General features: G+C 70.7%; 16 protein-coding genes. 6 read left to right on the top strand and 10 right to left on the bottom strand.

Annotation, left to right across the window (positions count from 1 at the left end; translation table 11 throughout):
* Positions 1–12 precede the first annotated feature (12 nt).
* Together JI739_RS09665 and JI739_RS09660 are read left to right on the top strand one after the other, a co-directional pair.
* Complete coding sequence (locus tag JI739_RS09665) at positions 13–447, top strand: FixH family protein (protein WP_201683672.1); 435 nt, start codon at positions 13–15, stop codon at positions 445–447.
* Positions 444–1,721: a cytochrome-c peroxidase gene (locus tag JI739_RS09660; RefSeq protein ID WP_354003702.1), complete on the top strand. Its 1,278-nt coding sequence runs from the start codon at positions 444–446 to the stop codon at positions 1,719–1,721. The genes JI739_RS09665 and JI739_RS09660 overlap by 4 nt, the downstream gene beginning before the upstream one ends.
* Here JI739_RS09660 and JI739_RS09655 read toward each other — a convergent pair.
* Both JI739_RS09655 and JI739_RS09650 read right to left on the bottom strand, forming a co-directional pair.
* Positions 1,709–2,527 (bottom strand): helix-turn-helix domain-containing protein, encoded by an 819-nt coding sequence (locus JI739_RS09655; RefSeq protein ID WP_201683671.1) that lies wholly within the window; start codon positions 2,525–2,527, stop codon positions 1,709–1,711. The two genes, JI739_RS09660 and JI739_RS09655, sit on opposite strands and share 13 nt — an antisense overlap.
* Positions 2,528–2,529: 2 nt before the next feature.
* A complete protein-coding gene (locus tag JI739_RS09650; RefSeq protein ID WP_201683670.1) occupies positions 2,530–3,183 on the bottom strand; it encodes a hypothetical protein in 654 nt (217 codons plus the stop codon).
* Positions 3,184–3,306: 123 nt separating this feature from the next.
* Between JI739_RS09650 and gloA the strand changes: the two genes are divergently transcribed.
* Positions 3,307–3,855 carry a lactoylglutathione lyase gene (gene gloA, locus JI739_RS09645; RefSeq protein WP_201683669.1) on the top strand — a complete coding sequence of 183 codons (549 nt, stop codon included), beginning with the start codon at positions 3,307–3,309 and terminating at the stop codon, positions 3,853–3,855.
* 9 nt (positions 3,856–3,864) lie between these two features.
* Here gloA and JI739_RS09640 read toward each other — a convergent pair whose 3' ends face one another.
* Positions 3,865–4,119 carry a GlsB/YeaQ/YmgE family stress response membrane protein gene (locus JI739_RS09640; protein WP_201683668.1) on the bottom strand — a complete coding sequence of 85 codons (255 nt, stop codon included), beginning with the start codon at positions 4,117–4,119 and terminating at the stop codon, positions 3,865–3,867.
* A gap of 125 nt (positions 4,120–4,244) precedes the next feature.
* Positions 4,245–6,170 (bottom strand): FAD-binding monooxygenase, encoded by a 1,926-nt coding sequence (locus JI739_RS09635; RefSeq protein ID WP_201683667.1) that lies wholly within the window; start codon positions 6,168–6,170, stop codon positions 4,245–4,247.
* A gap of 191 nt (positions 6,171–6,361) precedes the next feature.
* Here JI739_RS09635 and JI739_RS09630 point away from each other — a divergent pair, with 191 nt between their 5' ends.
* Positions 6,362–6,829, top strand: a complete 468-nt coding sequence (locus tag JI739_RS09630; RefSeq protein WP_201683666.1) for a MarR family winged helix-turn-helix transcriptional regulator — start codon at positions 6,362–6,364, stop codon at positions 6,827–6,829.
* 110 nt (positions 6,830–6,939) lie between these two features.
* On the opposite strand, the gene JI739_RS09625 is transcribed toward JI739_RS09630, so the two are convergent.
* Positions 6,940–8,058 carry a cobalamin-independent methionine synthase II family protein gene (locus tag JI739_RS09625; RefSeq protein WP_201683665.1) on the bottom strand — a complete coding sequence of 373 codons (1,119 nt, stop codon included), beginning with the start codon at positions 8,056–8,058 and terminating at the stop codon, positions 6,940–6,942.
* A gap of 245 nt (positions 8,059–8,303) precedes the next feature.
* A complete protein-coding gene (locus tag JI739_RS09620) occupies positions 8,304–9,284 on the bottom strand; it encodes an LLM class flavin-dependent oxidoreductase (protein WP_201683664.1) in 981 nt (326 codons plus the stop codon).
* 99 nt (positions 9,285–9,383) lie between these two features.
* Here JI739_RS09620 and JI739_RS09615 point away from each other — a divergent pair, with 99 nt between their 5' ends.
* The gene (locus tag JI739_RS09615) at positions 9,384–10,028 is read left to right on the top strand and encodes a hypothetical protein (protein WP_201683663.1); all 645 of its coding nucleotides are present in this window, start codon (positions 9,384–9,386) and stop codon (positions 10,026–10,028) included.
* 108 nt (positions 10,029–10,136) lie between these two features.
* The gene (locus tag JI739_RS09610) at positions 10,137–10,637 is read left to right on the top strand and encodes a BON domain-containing protein (protein ID WP_201683662.1); all 501 of its coding nucleotides are present in this window, start codon (positions 10,137–10,139) and stop codon (positions 10,635–10,637) included.
* Here JI739_RS09610 and JI739_RS09605 read toward each other — a convergent pair.
* From JI739_RS09605 to JI739_RS09590, 4 genes are read right to left on the bottom strand one after another with little or no spacing between them, the layout of a single operon-like run.
* Entirely contained in the window at positions 10,634–11,962 is a 1,329-nt protein-coding gene (locus JI739_RS09605) for a M16 family metallopeptidase (protein WP_236589436.1), read from the bottom strand. The genes JI739_RS09610 and JI739_RS09605 overlap by 4 nt on opposite strands.
* A complete protein-coding gene (locus JI739_RS09600) occupies positions 11,962–12,726 on the bottom strand; it encodes a hypothetical protein (RefSeq protein WP_201683661.1) in 765 nt (254 codons plus the stop codon). Before JI739_RS09600 ends, JI739_RS09605 begins: the two co-directional genes overlap by 1 nt.
* A gap of 20 nt (positions 12,727–12,746) precedes the next feature.
* Positions 12,747–13,220 (bottom strand): cupin domain-containing protein, encoded by a 474-nt coding sequence (locus tag JI739_RS09595; protein ID WP_201683750.1) that lies wholly within the window; start codon positions 13,218–13,220, stop codon positions 12,747–12,749.
* Positions 13,221–13,273: 53 nt separating this feature from the next.
* Complete coding sequence (locus JI739_RS09590; RefSeq protein ID WP_201683660.1) at positions 13,274–14,188, bottom strand: LysR family transcriptional regulator; 915 nt, start codon at positions 14,186–14,188, stop codon at positions 13,274–13,276.
* Between the last annotated feature and the right edge of the window lie 56 nt (positions 14,189–14,244).

Here is a 14,244-nt window from a genome sequence, read left to right as displayed (position 1 = left end):
AAGGAGACCGGCATGACCCGAGTGCTTTCCCCCCTCGCCACCCTCGCCACCAGCGCGCTCATCGCCGCCTGCGGCACACCGCCCGCCAACCTCGACCTCTCCCTGGACAAGGCCAGTGCCGCCGGCACCTATCGCGTCGCGCTCCAGGCTCCGGGCAAGCCGCCCGCCATCAACCAACTCCATGCCTGGACCGTGAAGCTGGCCGCGGCCGACGGACACCCCGTGCCCCAGGCGCGGTTCCGGGTGGACGGCGGCATGCCGCAGCACGGGCACGGGCTGCCGACGCAGCCGCGCGTCACCCGCGAACTCGAGCCCGGCACCTACCTGATCGAAGGCATGAAGTTCAACATGCCCGGCTGGTGGGAGATCAAGCTCGCCGTCGACGCGGCACCCGGCTCCGACCAGGTCACCTTCAACACCGTGGTGGCCACCGGAGGGCGGCCGTGAGCCGCGCGCTCCGCGGGCTGGCCGCCCTGGCGGTCGCCTCGGCCGCCGCCTTGGGCGCGCTCTCGGGGGCAGCGGGCCAGGAACCCCTGCGTGATCGCTGGTCGGCCGCCGAGGCCGAGGTGCTGGCCGGGATGCAACTGCAATCGGCCGGCCCGCCCCGGCCCGACCCATCCAACGCCTACGAGCAGCGCGCCGAAGCGGCGGCCCTGGGCCGCTCCCTCTTCAACGACACGCGCCTGAGCCGCAACGGCCGCGTGTCCTGCGCCAGCTGCCATGCGGCCGACCGCCAGTTCCAGGACGGCCTGGCCGTGGCCGAGGGCCTGGGCACCGGCAAGCGCCGCACCATGCCGGTGATGGGCGCGGCGCAGGCGCCCTTCCTGTTCTGGGACGGCCGCAAGGACAGCCTCTGGTCACAGGCGCTCGGGCCGCTGGAGGACCCGGCCGAGCACGGCGACAACCGGGTGCGGCTGGTGCAAGTGCTCAAGGCGCACTACGCGAACGAGTACGCCGGCGCATTCGGCCCCATGCCGGTGCTGGAGTCGCTTCCGCCGCATGCCTCGCCGCTGGGCGACGCGGCCGAACGGGCGGCCTGGGAGGCCCTGCCCGAGCCCACCCGCGAGGCCGTGAACCGGGTCTTCGCCCACATGGGCAAGGCCCTGGCCGCCTACCAGCGGCAGGTGCGCTGGGGCGAAGCACGCTTCGACCGGTACGTGCGTGCCACCCTGGACGGCGACGGCCGCGGCCAGCAGGAACTGTCGCCGCAGGAGGTGCGCGGCCTGCGGCTGTTCCTGGGCAAGGCCCAGTGCGTCACCTGCCACAACGGGCCGCTGCTCACGGACCAGTCCTTCCACAACACCGGCGTGCCGCCGCTGCGGCCGGATACCCCGGACCGGGGCCGGGCCGATGGCGTGCACCGGCTGTTGCGCGACGAGTTCAACTGCCTGGGCCGCTACAGCGACGCCGCACCCGCGGCCTGCGGCGAGCTGCGTTTCGTCCCGGTGGACGACCCGGCGCAGCTGGGCGCCTTCCGCACGCCCGGACTGCGCAACGTGGCCGAGCGGGCGCCCTACATGCACGCCGGCCAGTTCGCCAGCCTGCAGGAGGTGGTCTCGCACTATGTGAAAGCGCCCGGGGCGGCGGTCGGCCACAGCGAGCTCGCGCGGCCGGGCGAGCGGCATCCGCATCGGCAGGCGATCCGACTGTCGGCCGTGGAGATCCAGGAAGTGGCGGCCTTCCTGCGGACGCTGACCGGTCCGGTGGATCAGCCGCGGTGAGGGCGTCCCGCCCGCCGGCTGGCCTTCAATGGCCCGCTCATCTGCATGGCCGACGGCGGCAACCCGAACATGGTGCGTGCGGTGCGCGACAGGTGCGCCGAATCCGCGAACCCCGCCGCGTGCGCGGCGCCGGCCAGCGTCTCGCCGTCCATGACCTCTTCCCAGACCTGCAGCAGCCGGCGCCAGAGCAGGTAGGTGCGCAGCGGCATGCCGGTCTGGTCGACGAACAGGTGGCGAAAGCGGCTGGGCGAGAGATGGACCTGCGCCGCCACCTCGTCCAGCGACACGGGCCCGCCGAGCCGCGTGCGCAGGAACTCGATCGCCTGCAGCACGCGCGGATCGGACACGTCGCGCGGCGCGGTCTGCGCCAGCTCGGTGATGAAGCCGGTGCACACCGCGCGAACCGCGTCGGCATCTCGTTCCACGCGCCACGCCCGCGCGAGACTCTCGCCGAAGCGGCGGACGGTTTCGGCCGGCAACGGCTCCGCGCTGCGCTGCAGGCGTGCCGCCAGCGCCCGGCCCTGCGCGGTCTCGGGCTCGATGAAGACCACGGCCGTCCATTCGCAGGCGCTCACGTCGATGGTGTGGGTCGCCCGCGAGGGCACCAGCGCACCGGCCACCTCCTGCCATCCGGCGTGGCGGCCGAACTGCACGCGCAAGCCGCCGGGCGCGCCCACCACGAGCTGGATGGCGTAGTGCGCGTGCGGCTCGATCGGCGCGGCGCCGCTGCCGATCAACAGCGCGCCGCCGTCCCATCCCAGGAAGTCACCCTGGTAGCGCGCGGGGGCTGCACTGGCGCCGGCCATGTTCAGCGCCCGCGGGCCACCCGGTGCGCATCGACCGCGTACGCCCAGGCCACCAGCAGCCACTGAGCCTGCCCCACCCAGGCCACGGCATCGACCGACGGCGGCGGTGGACCGAACTGGTTGACCAGGTGGATGACGACCAGCAAGGCCAGCAATCCCCACAAGGCCAGACGACCGGTCGCATCGCGGGCTTGCGTGGACCGCAGGTACAGCGCCGCGCCGACGGCGAACACGGCCCCCTCCAGCGCCAGTGCTGCCAGCGGCAGTTGCCACAAGCCCAGTCCCACCGGCGGCGCAGCGCCAGGCGCCAGCGGCAGGTCGGGCACATGAACGATCAGGTCCAGCAGCCAATGGCTCACCACCAGGCCCGCAACGACCACCGCGGCCCGAACGCTGCGGCGAGCCGTGAAGTGCAGCGCACCCAGCAGCACGGCCCATCCGATCACTGCCAGCAGGCTATGGGAGATGGGATAGTGCTCGAACACCAGCGGGATCGTGGCCCCCGCAGGCGCGATGCGCACCGACTCCAGCCCGAGCAGCAGCAACGTCGGCCAGAGCAGGTCCACGAACTGGGTGGCGAGAAACAGGGTGCCCAGCGACACGCGCGGTGCCAGCGGCTTGGCGGCAAAGCCCAAGGCGAAGTGGCTGAGGAACATGGGCGCAGGATAGCAGCGGCCCTGATGGGCTTGCGCGTAACGGCTGCTTTCAGCCGGCCCCGCAAGCCGCGGTGCGCCCGTACCCTCCCCGTCTGAGAGCATTCATCGCGGACGGAGAACCCCATGACTGAAAACCATCCAGGCGTTGCGGACGATGCGCCCGCGGCCACGCGCGGCTTCACCCTGAACCACACCATGCTGCGCGTGAAGGATCCCCGGGTGGCCCTGGACTTCTACACGCGCGTGCTGGGCATGCGCGTGCTGCGCAAGCTGGACTTTCCCGAGATGAAGTTCTCGCTGTACTTCCTGGCGCGCCTTGCCGATGAAAGTGCCGTGCCCGACGACACCGGCGAGCGCACGGCCTGGACCTTTCGCCAGCAGGGCATCCTGGAGCTGACCCACAACTGGGGCACCGAAGACGACCCCGGCTTTCGCTACCACGACGGGAACGCGCAACCCCAGGGCTTCGGCCACATCTGCTTTTCGGTGCCGGACCTGGCTGCCGCGGTGCGCTGGTTCGACGAGAACGAGGTGCCGTTCGTCAAGCGGCCCGAGCAGGGAAAGATGAAGGACGTGGCCTTCATCCGCGACCCGGACGGCTACTGGATCGAAATCGTCCAGGCCGACCTGCTGACGGGCCTGGGACGCGTGCCCGCCAGCGCCAGCACCTGAAGCGCCGCCTCAGCGGTGGCGTCGGCCGGCCACCAGTCCGTAGAGGAACAGCAGCACGATGGCACCCACGATGGACGCGATCCAGCCCGCCGGCTCGCCCTGGGTGTACCAGCCCATCGCGACGCCGATGTACCTCGCGAGGAAGGCGCCGGCGATGCCCAGCAGCGTGGTCATGATCAGGCCCATGCGGTCGTTGCCGGGCTTGAGCGCGCGGGCCAGCAGCCCGACGATGAAGCCGATGATGACGGTGGTGATGATGCCCATCCCAAGACTCCCGTGATTCGTTTGGATGGGGCGGATGCTAGGCAGCGGCTGCTGCCCGAGCTGTAGTCGGGGCGGCGCAGGTGATGTGAGAACAGGACCACCTGGACCGTCCGCGCGGTTCCCGGTCAGTTCGGCCGCATGAAGCCGGCGAAGAAGCGGGCCAGCTCCTGGTGCGCATCGAGCGGCAGCACGTGCGCGACGTACTGGTCCGGACGCACGACCACCAGGGCGCCACGGCCGCGGTCGATGCCGCGCAGATCGAAGACGTCGGGGCCGTTCTTCAATTGCGCGCTGAACACCTTCTCGTAATCGCGCAGGCCGTACCGCCCCTTGCGCGGGAACAGCAGCGCCGGCATGGCGTCCACGGACAGTTCGCGGTGGCCTTCCTGGAAGATCGCCCGCAGGTCGAACACCGAGTCCACGTCCTGGCCCGGCCGCGTGAAGCGGGTGAGCGGCGAGTCGGGCGAGTCGGACAGGAAGCGACACAGCGCCCGAACGCCACGCTGCTCGTCGTGCAGGTCCTTGGCACCGGCGAAGGCGTAGAGCCGCCAGCGGCCGTCGGCGCCGTGCACATGCCCCAGGTGCATCGGCTTGGCGTCGGTGATGCGCAGCACCGGCGCCGAATGGAAGCGCGTGCCGATCACGAAGCCGGTGGCCAGTGGCTGGTGCGTGTCTTCGCCGCGGATGATCGACGGCTGGTAGTGCGTGCCCATGCCCGCGGTGAAGCGGCCGTGCTGCTCGAAGTAGCGCTGGAATTCCTTGGGGTCGACACCGCCGCCCTCCCCGTCCGCGCCGGCCTTGGGCTTGTCGCTGAACATCTTGGCCCACTCGCGGTCGAAGTCGATCAGCTGCTGCGCGGCCGGCTGGCGCTCCTCGGAATACGTGTCCAGCAGCGCGGGATCGCACTGGCCGCGCAGCACCGCGGCCAGCTTCCAGCCCAGGTTGAAGGTGTCCTGCATGGAGAAGTTCATGCCCTGCCCGGCCTTGGGGCTATGGGTGTGGCAGGCGTCGCCGGCGATGAACACACGCGGGTCCACGCGGCCCACCTGGCCATCGGGCACGTCGTCGTACTTGTCGCAGATTCGCTGCCCGATCTCGTAGACCGACCACCAGGGCACCTCTTTCACGTCGAGCTTGTAGGGGTGCAGGATGCGCTGCGCGGTGGCGATGAGCTGCTCGATGGTGATGTTGCGGTTGGTGACGCGCTCTTCTTCGCCGAGCTTGTCCATCTCCACGTAAAGGCGGAACAGGTAGCCGCCCTCGCGCGGAATGACCAGCAGGTTGCCGCCGTTGGCCGATTGCACGGCGACCTTGTAGCGGATGTCGGGAAAGTCGGTGACCGCGAGCACGTCCATCACGCCCCAGGCCTGGTTGGCCGAGTCGCCCACCAGCTGACGGCCGATGGACCGGCGCACGTTGCTGCGGGCGCCGTCGCAGCCGACCACGTAGCGCGCCTTCACGGTTTCCACCTGGCCCGCGTGGCCTTCGCCGGTGCGCTCCAGGCGCACGGTGACGGGGTAGTCGTCGGCCGTGCGATCGACCGACACCTCGAGCACGCGGCGCGAGTAGTGCGGCTCGAGCCGGCTGGGCGAGTGGCGCATGACATCGAGGTAGAAGTCATGCACCCGCGCCTGGTTCAGCACCACATGCGGGAACTCGGACAGGCCATCCTCGGTGTCCTGCACCCGGCCGTGGCGCACGATGTTCTCGGGCTGCTTCTCGTCGGGCTTCCAGAACGTGACCTCGTTGATCCAGCAGGCTTCCTTGAGCACGCGCTCGCTGAAGTTGAACGCCTCGAACATCTCCATGGTGCGGCAGGCGATCCCGTCGGCCTGGCCCAGTTCCATGGGGCCGTCCTTCTGCTCGACCACGCAGGTGTGGATGTCGGGGAACGCGGCAAGCTGCGCCGCCAGCGTGAGGCCCGCCGGGCCGCCGCCGACGATGAACACGTCGACCTGCGCCGGCAGTGCGCCGGTGTGCGGCACGGCCTGCGTCGCCACCGGGGCGACATGCGGGTCGCCGGGCCTGAAACCGTTGAGATGGAATTGCATGTCTCTACCTTTGCCTTGGATGGGCCGGCCACTGCCGGCTTGGTGATCGGCGCCCAGGAAGCGCGCAGCGCATGGTCACTTGCGGCCTTGATCCCGCGCGGCGCGAGGATTATGCTTGATAGTAAGTGAACATATCGTCAGCATACGTTCTATACGGACCCGACCGATCCGGGAAAACCCTGAAAACACGCATGAGCCAGCCGCCCGACCCCATGGACCTCGACTCGCTGCCCGGCCACTACGCCCGTCGGCTGCAGCAGCTTGCCGTGGCCTTGTTCGTCGAGGAAGTCGGCGACCTGAACCTCACGCCGGTCCAGTATTCCTCGCTGCAGACCATCTGCGCAAACCCGGGCATCGACCAGAAGACGTTGGCGAAAACGATCGCCTACGACACCTCGACCATCGCCGGCGTGATCGACCGGCTGGAAGCGCGCGGCCTGGTGGTGCGGCAGGTCGCGCCGAACGACCGAAGGGCGCGGCAGATCCGCCCGACGCGGCAAGGCCTGGACCTGCTGCACGCCGTGACGCCGCGCATGCTGAGCGCCCAGGAGCGCCTGGTCGCGCCGCTCTCGCCCGCGGAGCGCACGGAGTTCATGAGGCTGATGCGGGTGATGCTCGAGGCCAACGAAGACCTCAGCAACCTGCCAACGAACGAGTAGTCCCAGGCCGCCGCGCAGCGGCAGGCCGGTCGCGGGCCACCGCGGAACCGGCTTCGCCGGGCCGCTGGTGGCGCCCCCCTGGGGGCGGCCGTCCGGCCGCTTCGGGGGACCTACTCCACCCGGTCGGCGCCCTGGCGCAGGGCGGCCAGTTTCATCCAGGTCACGGCCGGGTCGATCTTCCCGTAGTTGGCGAAAGTGCCGAAGCCGCAGTCGGTGCTGGCGACCACGCGCTCGGCGCCTCGGAACGATACGAAGCGTTCGAGGCGCTGGCGGATCAGCTCGGGGTGCTCGACGTAGTTGGAGCAGCTGTCGATCAGGCCGGGCGCCAGGATCTTGTCCTCGGGCAGCGGGGCGTTCTTCCAGACCTCCCACTCGTGCTCGTGGCGCGGGTTGGCGGCCTCGAACAGGATGGTCGAAGGGCGGGCCGCCAGGACGACGTCGAGTACCTTCTCCAGCGCGATGTCGCAGTGGTGCGGACCCTCGTAGTTGCCCCAGCAGATGTGCATGCGCAGCTTCTCGCGCGGGATGTTCTTGGTCGCCTCGTTCAGCGCCTCCACGTGCTGCCAGCTGCGCTCGACGAACTCGGCTTCGCTCAGGTGCTGGAAGCCCGTGTGCGCGGCCATCGCCAGGTCGGGGCAGTCCAGCTGCAGGTCGAAGCCGGCCGCCACGATCGCCTCGTACTCGGGCCGCATGGCATCGACCAGGGCGGCCAGGTAGGCCTCGTGCGTGGGGTAGTGCTGGTTCGGCTGGAACGCCGTCACCAGGCCCGGCGAGGCCGCGTTCATGAAGCCGCGGGCACCCTTGCCGTGGCGCTCCATGGCGGTCTTGAAGCGGCGGATGTCGGCATGGCAGGGCTCCATGGTGCGCAGCTTGACCGGTCCCACGCAGGCCGCGCGGACGAACTCCTGGCTGCCCATGATGGCGGTGAGCTTCTTGCGCAGCTCGGGGAAGTCGGCCAGGTCCTTGGCGGGCGTGCGATCGACGTGGCCGCCGAAGCCTTCGAGCCGCTCGGTGATGTAGGTGGCGTAGCCGACCTTGCCGAGCTCGCCGTCGCTCATGATGTCCACGCCGGCCTCGGCCTGCTTGCGCACGGCGTCGTCGATGGCGGCCTGCACGACCTGCTCGAACAGCGCGTCGTCGACGGGCTTGCCGTGGTCCTTGTCCAGGAGCAGCCGGGCCAGCTCGTCGCCGCGGGGCAGGCTGCCGACATGGGTGGTGAGAATGCGCATGGGAGTCCTCTGTACTGCTGGGGCTGTGTCGCGCCGGGGCATTTGCGAAGCGGCCCCGGCAGCGGGCGAACCTACCATAGCCGCCATGAAGTACCTGCCATGTCGGGCATGAAGGGATGCGCGGTGCGGAGCGTCCGCGCGCCCTTCGACAAGCTCAGGACGAACGGATGGGACGAGCTCAGGGCGAACGGATGGGACGAGCTCAGGGCGAACGGATGGCTCACCACCCGTTCGCTCGATGACCGCTACTTAGCGACCTGCGCCGCGATCTCGTACGAACGCAGGCGCGCCGCCGAGTCGAAGATCTGCCCCGTGACCATCAGCTCGTCGGCCTGCGTCCTCTCGACGAAGGCCCGCATCTCGCGTGCCACCGTCCCGGGCGAGCCGATCGCGGTGCACGACAGCACGCTGGCAAGCAGCGCGCGCTCGGCCTGGCCCAGCGCCTCGACGTAGCCCGGCTTCGGCGGCGGCAGCTTGCCGGGACGCCCGGTGCGCAGGTTGACGAAGGCCTGCTGCAGGGACGTGGCGAGCAGCGCCGCCTGCTCGTCGGTGTCCGCCGCGATCACGTTGTATCCCAGCATGACATGAGGCCGCTCGAGCTGCGCCGAGGGGCGGAAGCTCGAGCGGTAGATGTCGATCGCCTGCATCAGCAGGGACGGCGCGAAGTGCGAGGCGAAGGCATACGGCAGGCCCAGCATGGCCGCGAGCTGCGCGCCGAACAGGCTGGAGCCCAGGATCCAGACCGGCACCCGGCTGCCCGCGCCGGGCACGGCGCGAACCGCCTGCCGAGGCTCGTCGGAGAGGAAGTCCATCAGCTCCACGACATCGCGCGGGAACTGATCGGGGTCGCTGTCGAGGTTGCGGCGCAGCGCCCGCGAAGTGGCGGCGTCCGAGCCCGGCGCCCGGCCCAGCCCGAGGTCGATGCGGCCGGGGTACAGCGCGGCCAGGGTGCCGAACTGCTCGGCGATGACCATGGGCGAGTGGTTGGGCAGCATGATGCCGCCCGCCCCCACGCGGATGCGCTGCGTGGCGCCCGCCACGTGGCCGATCAGGACGGCGGTGGCCGCGCTGGCGATGCCGGGCATGCCATGGTGTTCGGCCAGCCAGAAACGCTGGTAGCCCAGGCGCTCGGCATGCTGTGCCAGGGCCACGCTGCGGCGGAAGGCTTGGGCGGCGTCACCGCCTTCGGTGATGGGGGCGAGGTCGAGGACCGACAGGGGAATCATCTGGCGTGCAAACTGGGTACGGCGGAGGGGCCAATGTAGCGGCCTCGCTCACGCGGCGCCCCGACGGACAATGCAAGGCCCCATGGCCAGGAGTCCCCCATGAAGCACCTTGTTTCGATCGCCGTCGGTGCCGCCGTGGCGCTGGCCGTGCTGGGCGCGGGTTGGCGCCTGCAGGACATCGGCCGGCCGTCGGGGCAACAGGTGCAGCAGCTCGACCCCGCGCGCATCGAGCTGATTCGCACGCCAGGCGGATTCCTGCAGGTCAGCGAGATGGACAAGGTCGAGGAGTTCGGCTGGAAGACGTCCTGGAGTTGCCCCGTGCTGGACTGCGGCAAGCTGCCCCACACGATCTCGCGCGTCCGCGTGAAGGCGCGCTATGTTTACGGCGTGCCACTCGCGGCCGAGTGGCGGCTGGAGCCACGCGGCGACCATTACCGCCTGAAGGTGCCGCCCCTGCAGCTGCAGCAGGGCCCCGTGGCCTTCGACACCCGCGGCATGGAGATCGCAACCACCGAGAAAAGCGTGTTCTCGCCGGCGGCCGCGCCGAACCGCGAGCAGGCCTTGCGGCACCTCGGGCCCGAGCTGGCCCGGCGCGGCAGCAGCGCACCCTATCTCGAGGCCCAGCAGCGGCAGGCCGAGCAGACCATCGTCGAATTCGCGCGCAAATGGATGCTGGAGCAGGGCCGCGGACAGGCGGCCGACCGGCCGATCCGCGTGGTGTTCGACGGCCCTGCCCCGGGCTGAGGCGCGCCGTCAGGAGCGTCGTCCTACAAATGGCCGGGCATCGGAGGCGGCACAGTGCGGCGCATGGGATGGGCATGCGTCATGTCCGCCCACGCTGGAGAGCACCCGATGAGACTGATTTCCTTCCTGGCCGGTGTCGGAGCCGGCCTGCTGATGGCCCCTTACGTCAGCCGCGCCAGCGGCACGGATCGTGCGCAGGGCCTGCGGCGGGTCGCGAACACGGGTCGATCCAGCGCAAGCGCCGGCACCAGCTCCAGCCTCGACGGACGGGCCACCGAGCGCGACTACCCCACCCACTCGCCACCGCGCTCCGACGACGAACTGCGCGAGCGCATCTGCTCGCGCCTGGGCCGCACGATCCACGATCCCGAGGCGATCGAGGTCGACGTGCGCGACGGCAGCGTCACGCTTCGAGGCCGGGTGCAGGCGCGCGACACCATCCTGCTGATGGCCGAGATCGAGAACACCGCGGGCGTGAAGTCGGTGCGCAACGAGATGGAGATCCTCGGCTCCCTCGAGGACGTGGCACCGTCCATGACGCGTCACCGCCCCGCCGCTCGCGCCGGCGAACCGGCCACCCCGCGGCTGTCCCGGCGCGGCGCGAGCTAGCCGAGCAGCGCGCCGGCCAGGCGCCTGGCCAGCCGGTCGGTCGCGCCCTTGCCGGTGATCGCCAGGGCCGGCTGCAGCCGCCCCATGCGCTCGAACACCTCGCGCACCTCGTCGCCGGTGACGGCCTCCACCATCGCGACGCGCTCGCCGGTGGTGCTCACCGTGCCGCGTGCGAAGAGCTCCTCCACCGCACGCTCCAGCGTCGCGTAGCTGCGCTCGGCCGCGCGCACGCGCGAGACGATCAACTGGTTGCGGGCGCGCTCCAGGTGCACCGGGTCGATGGCGCCGGCCTGCTCGCGCAGCAGGCGGCCGGTGGCCTGCACCAAGGGCTCGAGCTTGTCGGGCGTGGTGACCGCGTGGACGATGAAGTTGGACCAGGCATCGCCGCTGTCGGTGCTGGCTTCGGCCGTGTAGGCCAGGCCCAAGCGCTCTCGCACCGTGTCGGTCAGCGGGGCGGACATGCCGCCGCCGAACAGGATGGCGGCCACGGACGCGGCCGTGCGCCAGCGCTGCTGCGGCAGGTCTTCCACGCGCTGGGGCGCCAGCGGGTAGCCGATCTGCAGGAACACCTGCGACACCTGGCTGAAGCGCCGGCCCAGGGCGCTGCCTACGTAGGGAGGCGGCGCGACCGGATCGTGGGAGCCAGGCCCTTGCCCGCGCGGCATGTCCTCGAACAGCCGGGCCGCCCGCTCGAAGAAGGCCGCCACGTCCACCCGGCCGGCCGCGGCGACCACCGTGTGGCCCGCCAGGTAGTGCGAGCGCACGTGGGCCAGCAGGTCGTCGCGCGAGAAGCGCTCGATGTTCTCGACGGTGCCGATCACCGGCATGCCCATGGGGTGCCCGCCCCAGATCGCGCGATCGAGCAGCTCGCCGGCGCTGTCGGACGGATCCTCGTCGTACTCGATGGCCTCCTGCCGGATCACCTCGAGCTCGCGCGAGAGTTCGGCCTCGGGGAAAGTGCTGTTCAGGACGATGTCCGCCGTCATCTCGAGCATGCGCGGCACATGGCGGCCCAGCCCGGTCATGAAGTAACCCGTGGTGTCCTTGCCGGTGAACGCGTTCACCTCCGCGCCCAGGCGCTCGGCGTCGAGGTTGATGGCCTGCACCGAGCGCGTGCGGGTGCCCTTGAAGGCCATGTGTTCCAGCACATGGCCGATGCCGTTGTTGGCGGCGTCCTCGTCGCGCGAGCCCACGCGCACGAACACGCCCACGCTGGCGCTGCGCACATGCGGCATGGGCACGGCCAGCAGCCGCACGCCGTTGGGCAGCATCCGCCAGACGGGGCGGGGTTCGTCGTCCGAAGAGGAATCGGATCGATCGGACATCACGAACGCCCGGTTTCGGCGGGAGCGCACAGCAGGGCCTTGGCGGCCTCGATGCGCAGGGGCAGGGCGACGGCCGCGTCGTTCATGACCGCCAGCAGGAAGGTGCGGGGATCGGAGTTGCCGCCTGCGCCTCGAGGCGGCTGCGGATCGGTCGGCGCGGGCTCGGTGCTTGCCGGTGCGGGTTCGGCGGACGGCTGCAGCATCCGCTCCATCGCCTGCCGCAGCTCCTCCGCGCCGATCGTGCGCAAAGGGGCCAGGAGCTCGGCCTGTGCATCGCGGCCGGGTGGCAGGTCGAGCCAGGGCTCATCGGCGAAGAGGCGGGCCAGGTCGGGCGCCAGGAAGGCCGACCAGCGGCCGGGCGCCACCTCCGAGGGTGGCAGCGTGGCCGGCGGCGTCGGTGCGGGCCCGGCGCCGTTGCCGCGGGGATGCAGCCGCACCCGCTCGGGCGCCAGCTCGCCCAGGTAGCGCCGGCGCAGCGCGTCCAGAAAGGCCGCGCCCTGGGTCCAGGGGACGGGCTCGGCCAGCGAGAACCACAGCTGCAGGCCATCGACGCCATTGACCGCGACCGCCGGCGCGGGCAATCGCAGCTCGGCCTGCACGCCTTGCCAGACGCGGGTGATGGCATCGCAGCCGTCTCGCCCGCCCAGCTCCAGCACCATGGCTCGCATCCGCCCGTGCGGACCCAGCAGGTCCAGCGGCTCGGTATCGGCGCCTGGCCGCTGCGCGGCGTAGAGGCGCTGCAATTCAGCTCGTAATCGGCTCATCGGTCGTGTCGTGTGGGTGCTCAGTAAGGCGTGCCGTCCTTGCGGGTGAAGCGCCAGCGGCCCTCCACCAGCTCGGCCTGCAGGTCGTCGTCGGGGTAGAAGGCCTGGTCGCCCGGGCTGCGGTCGCCGATCTCCAGGTACTCGACGGGCTCATCGGTGTCGTTGACGAGCTGGTGCGCATCGCCGGTGCCCGCCTTGAACCCGGCGCACATGCCCGGCGCGAGCGGCGTGTCGCCCTGGTCGGTGCGCAGCGTCGGGTGGCCGCGCAGGACGTAGATGAACTCGTCCTGCCGGCTGTGGCCATGGCGCAGCGCGGAGATCGAGCGCGGCGCGAGGCGCGTGAGGTTGACGCCGAAGTTGGTGAGGCCGAACACGTCCCCCAGCTGCCGCTTTTCGCGGCCCTGCATGCGCGAGGCGAACGGCTCGGGGTAGTTCGATGGCTTGCTGCGCGGGGCCACCTCGGCGGCCGCGGTGGCGATGACGGGATGGGTCATGAGATCTCGAAGATAACTGAGCGACCGCGCCGGCTTGCGGACGTCGATGGCGCTCATGCCGCCTGCGCCGCGATGCGCACCACTTCGTCCCTGAGCCATCGCACGCCCGGATCGCTGGCGGCGCTCGCGCTCCAGCAGACCAGCCCGTGGTACGGCGGCAGCTCCATCGGCACCGGATGGATCGCCAGCTCGTCTTGATGGCGGCGCGCCAGGCGCTCGCCGATGACGCCGGCATGGTCGCTGTGCAGCAGCTGGTGAATGATCTGCCCCAGTCCGCTGACCGCCAGCTGCGCATGGCGGCGGCGGCCTTCGCGAGCCAGGGCTTCGTCGATCAGGTCCTCCAGCACCGAATGGCCATAGCCATGGAAGATCTGCGGGATGCTGCAGAAGTCGTCGAGCGTGATCGGCCCGGCCGCGCGCGGATGGCCCTTGCGCAGCACGTAGACGTAGCGGTCTTCATAGAGCAACTCGGTCTCCATGTCGTGCGGGCGCCGGATGCGCGAGAGCACCGCCAGGTCGATCTCGCCCTTGTCCAGGCGTTGCCCGATCGCGCCGGTGCTGGCGGGCTCCCACGACAGGCGCACGGCCGAGCCGGCGTCGATCAGGCGGCGCGACAGGGGCGCGAGGAACTGGCTGCTGGCGAAGTCGGAGCCGGCGATGCGGAAGATGCGGCTGGACGCCGCCGGGTCGAAGGGCGCGTCATCGTCCAGCAGCCGCGCCAGGTCCTGCAGCAGCCGGTCCACCTGCGGCGCCAGCGCCTGCGCGCGGGCGGTGGGCACCACGCCGTGCGCGGCGCGGGTGAACAGCGGGTCGCCGAACACTTCGCGCAGGCGCGTGAGCGAGGCGCTCACCGCCGGCTGGGTGACGAACAGCCGGGCCGCCGCGCGCGAGACGCTGCGCTCGTGCACCAGGGCCTGGAAGGTGCGCAGCAGGCCCACGTCGAGGCTGCGGATATCACGCGTGCTCATATCTCCTATCAAATCTTTCGAATTGCCCGGCCGCTCTTGGCCGGGGATGATTTTCG

Source organism: Ramlibacter aurantiacus (assembly GCF_016722895.1).
GTDB lineage: Bacteria > Pseudomonadota > Gammaproteobacteria > Burkholderiales > Burkholderiaceae_C > Ramlibacter > Ramlibacter aurantiacus.
The sequence above is the reverse complement of the archived record's forward strand: the minus strand, read 5'-3'. Positions and strand labels throughout refer to the sequence as shown.

Bases quoted from the DNA above. Each gene is read 5' to 3' on its own strand.
- JI739_RS09655 (WP_201683671.1), bottom strand. From the start codon at position 2,527: ATGGCCGGCGCCAGTGCAGCCCCCGCGCGCTACCAGGGTGACTTCCTG.
- JI739_RS09615 (WP_201683663.1), top strand. From the start codon at position 9,384: ATGAAGCACCTTGTTTCGATCGCCGTCGGTGCCGCCGTGGCGCTGGCC.
- JI739_RS09620 (WP_201683664.1), bottom strand. From the start codon at position 9,284: ATGATTCCCCTGTCGGTCCTCGACCTCGCCCCCATCACCGAAGGCGGT.
- JI739_RS09610 (WP_201683662.1), top strand. From the start codon at position 10,137: ATGAGACTGATTTCCTTCCTGGCCGGTGTCGGAGCCGGCCTGCTGATG.
- JI739_RS09635 (WP_201683667.1), bottom strand. From the start codon at position 6,170: ATGCAATTCCATCTCAACGGTTTCAGGCCCGGCGACCCGCATGTCGCC.
- JI739_RS09650 (WP_201683670.1), bottom strand. From the start codon at position 3,183: ATGTTCCTCAGCCACTTCGCCTTGGGCTTTGCCGCCAAGCCGCTGGCA.
- JI739_RS09605 (WP_236589436.1), bottom strand. From the start codon at position 11,962: ATGTCCGATCGATCCGATTCCTCTTCGGACGACGAACCCCGCCCCGTC.
- JI739_RS09630 (WP_201683666.1), top strand. From the start codon at position 6,362: ATGAGCCAGCCGCCCGACCCCATGGACCTCGACTCGCTGCCCGGCCAC.
- JI739_RS09665 (WP_201683672.1), top strand. From the start codon at position 13: ATGACCCGAGTGCTTTCCCCCCTCGCCACCCTCGCCACCAGCGCGCTC.
- gloA (WP_201683669.1), top strand. From the start codon at position 3,307: ATGACTGAAAACCATCCAGGCGTTGCGGACGATGCGCCCGCGGCCACG.
- JI739_RS09600 (WP_201683661.1), bottom strand. From the start codon at position 12,726: ATGAGCCGATTACGAGCTGAATTGCAGCGCCTCTACGCCGCGCAGCGG.
- JI739_RS09640 (WP_201683668.1), bottom strand. From the start codon at position 4,119: ATGGGCATCATCACCACCGTCATCATCGGCTTCATCGTCGGGCTGCTG.
- JI739_RS09595 (WP_201683750.1), bottom strand. From the start codon at position 13,220: ATGACCCATCCCGTCATCGCCACCGCGGCCGCCGAGGTGGCCCCGCGC.
- JI739_RS09590 (WP_201683660.1), bottom strand. From the start codon at position 14,188: ATGAGCACGCGTGATATCCGCAGCCTCGACGTGGGCCTGCTGCGCACC.
- JI739_RS09625 (WP_201683665.1), bottom strand. From the start codon at position 8,058: ATGCGCATTCTCACCACCCATGTCGGCAGCCTGCCCCGCGGCGACGAG.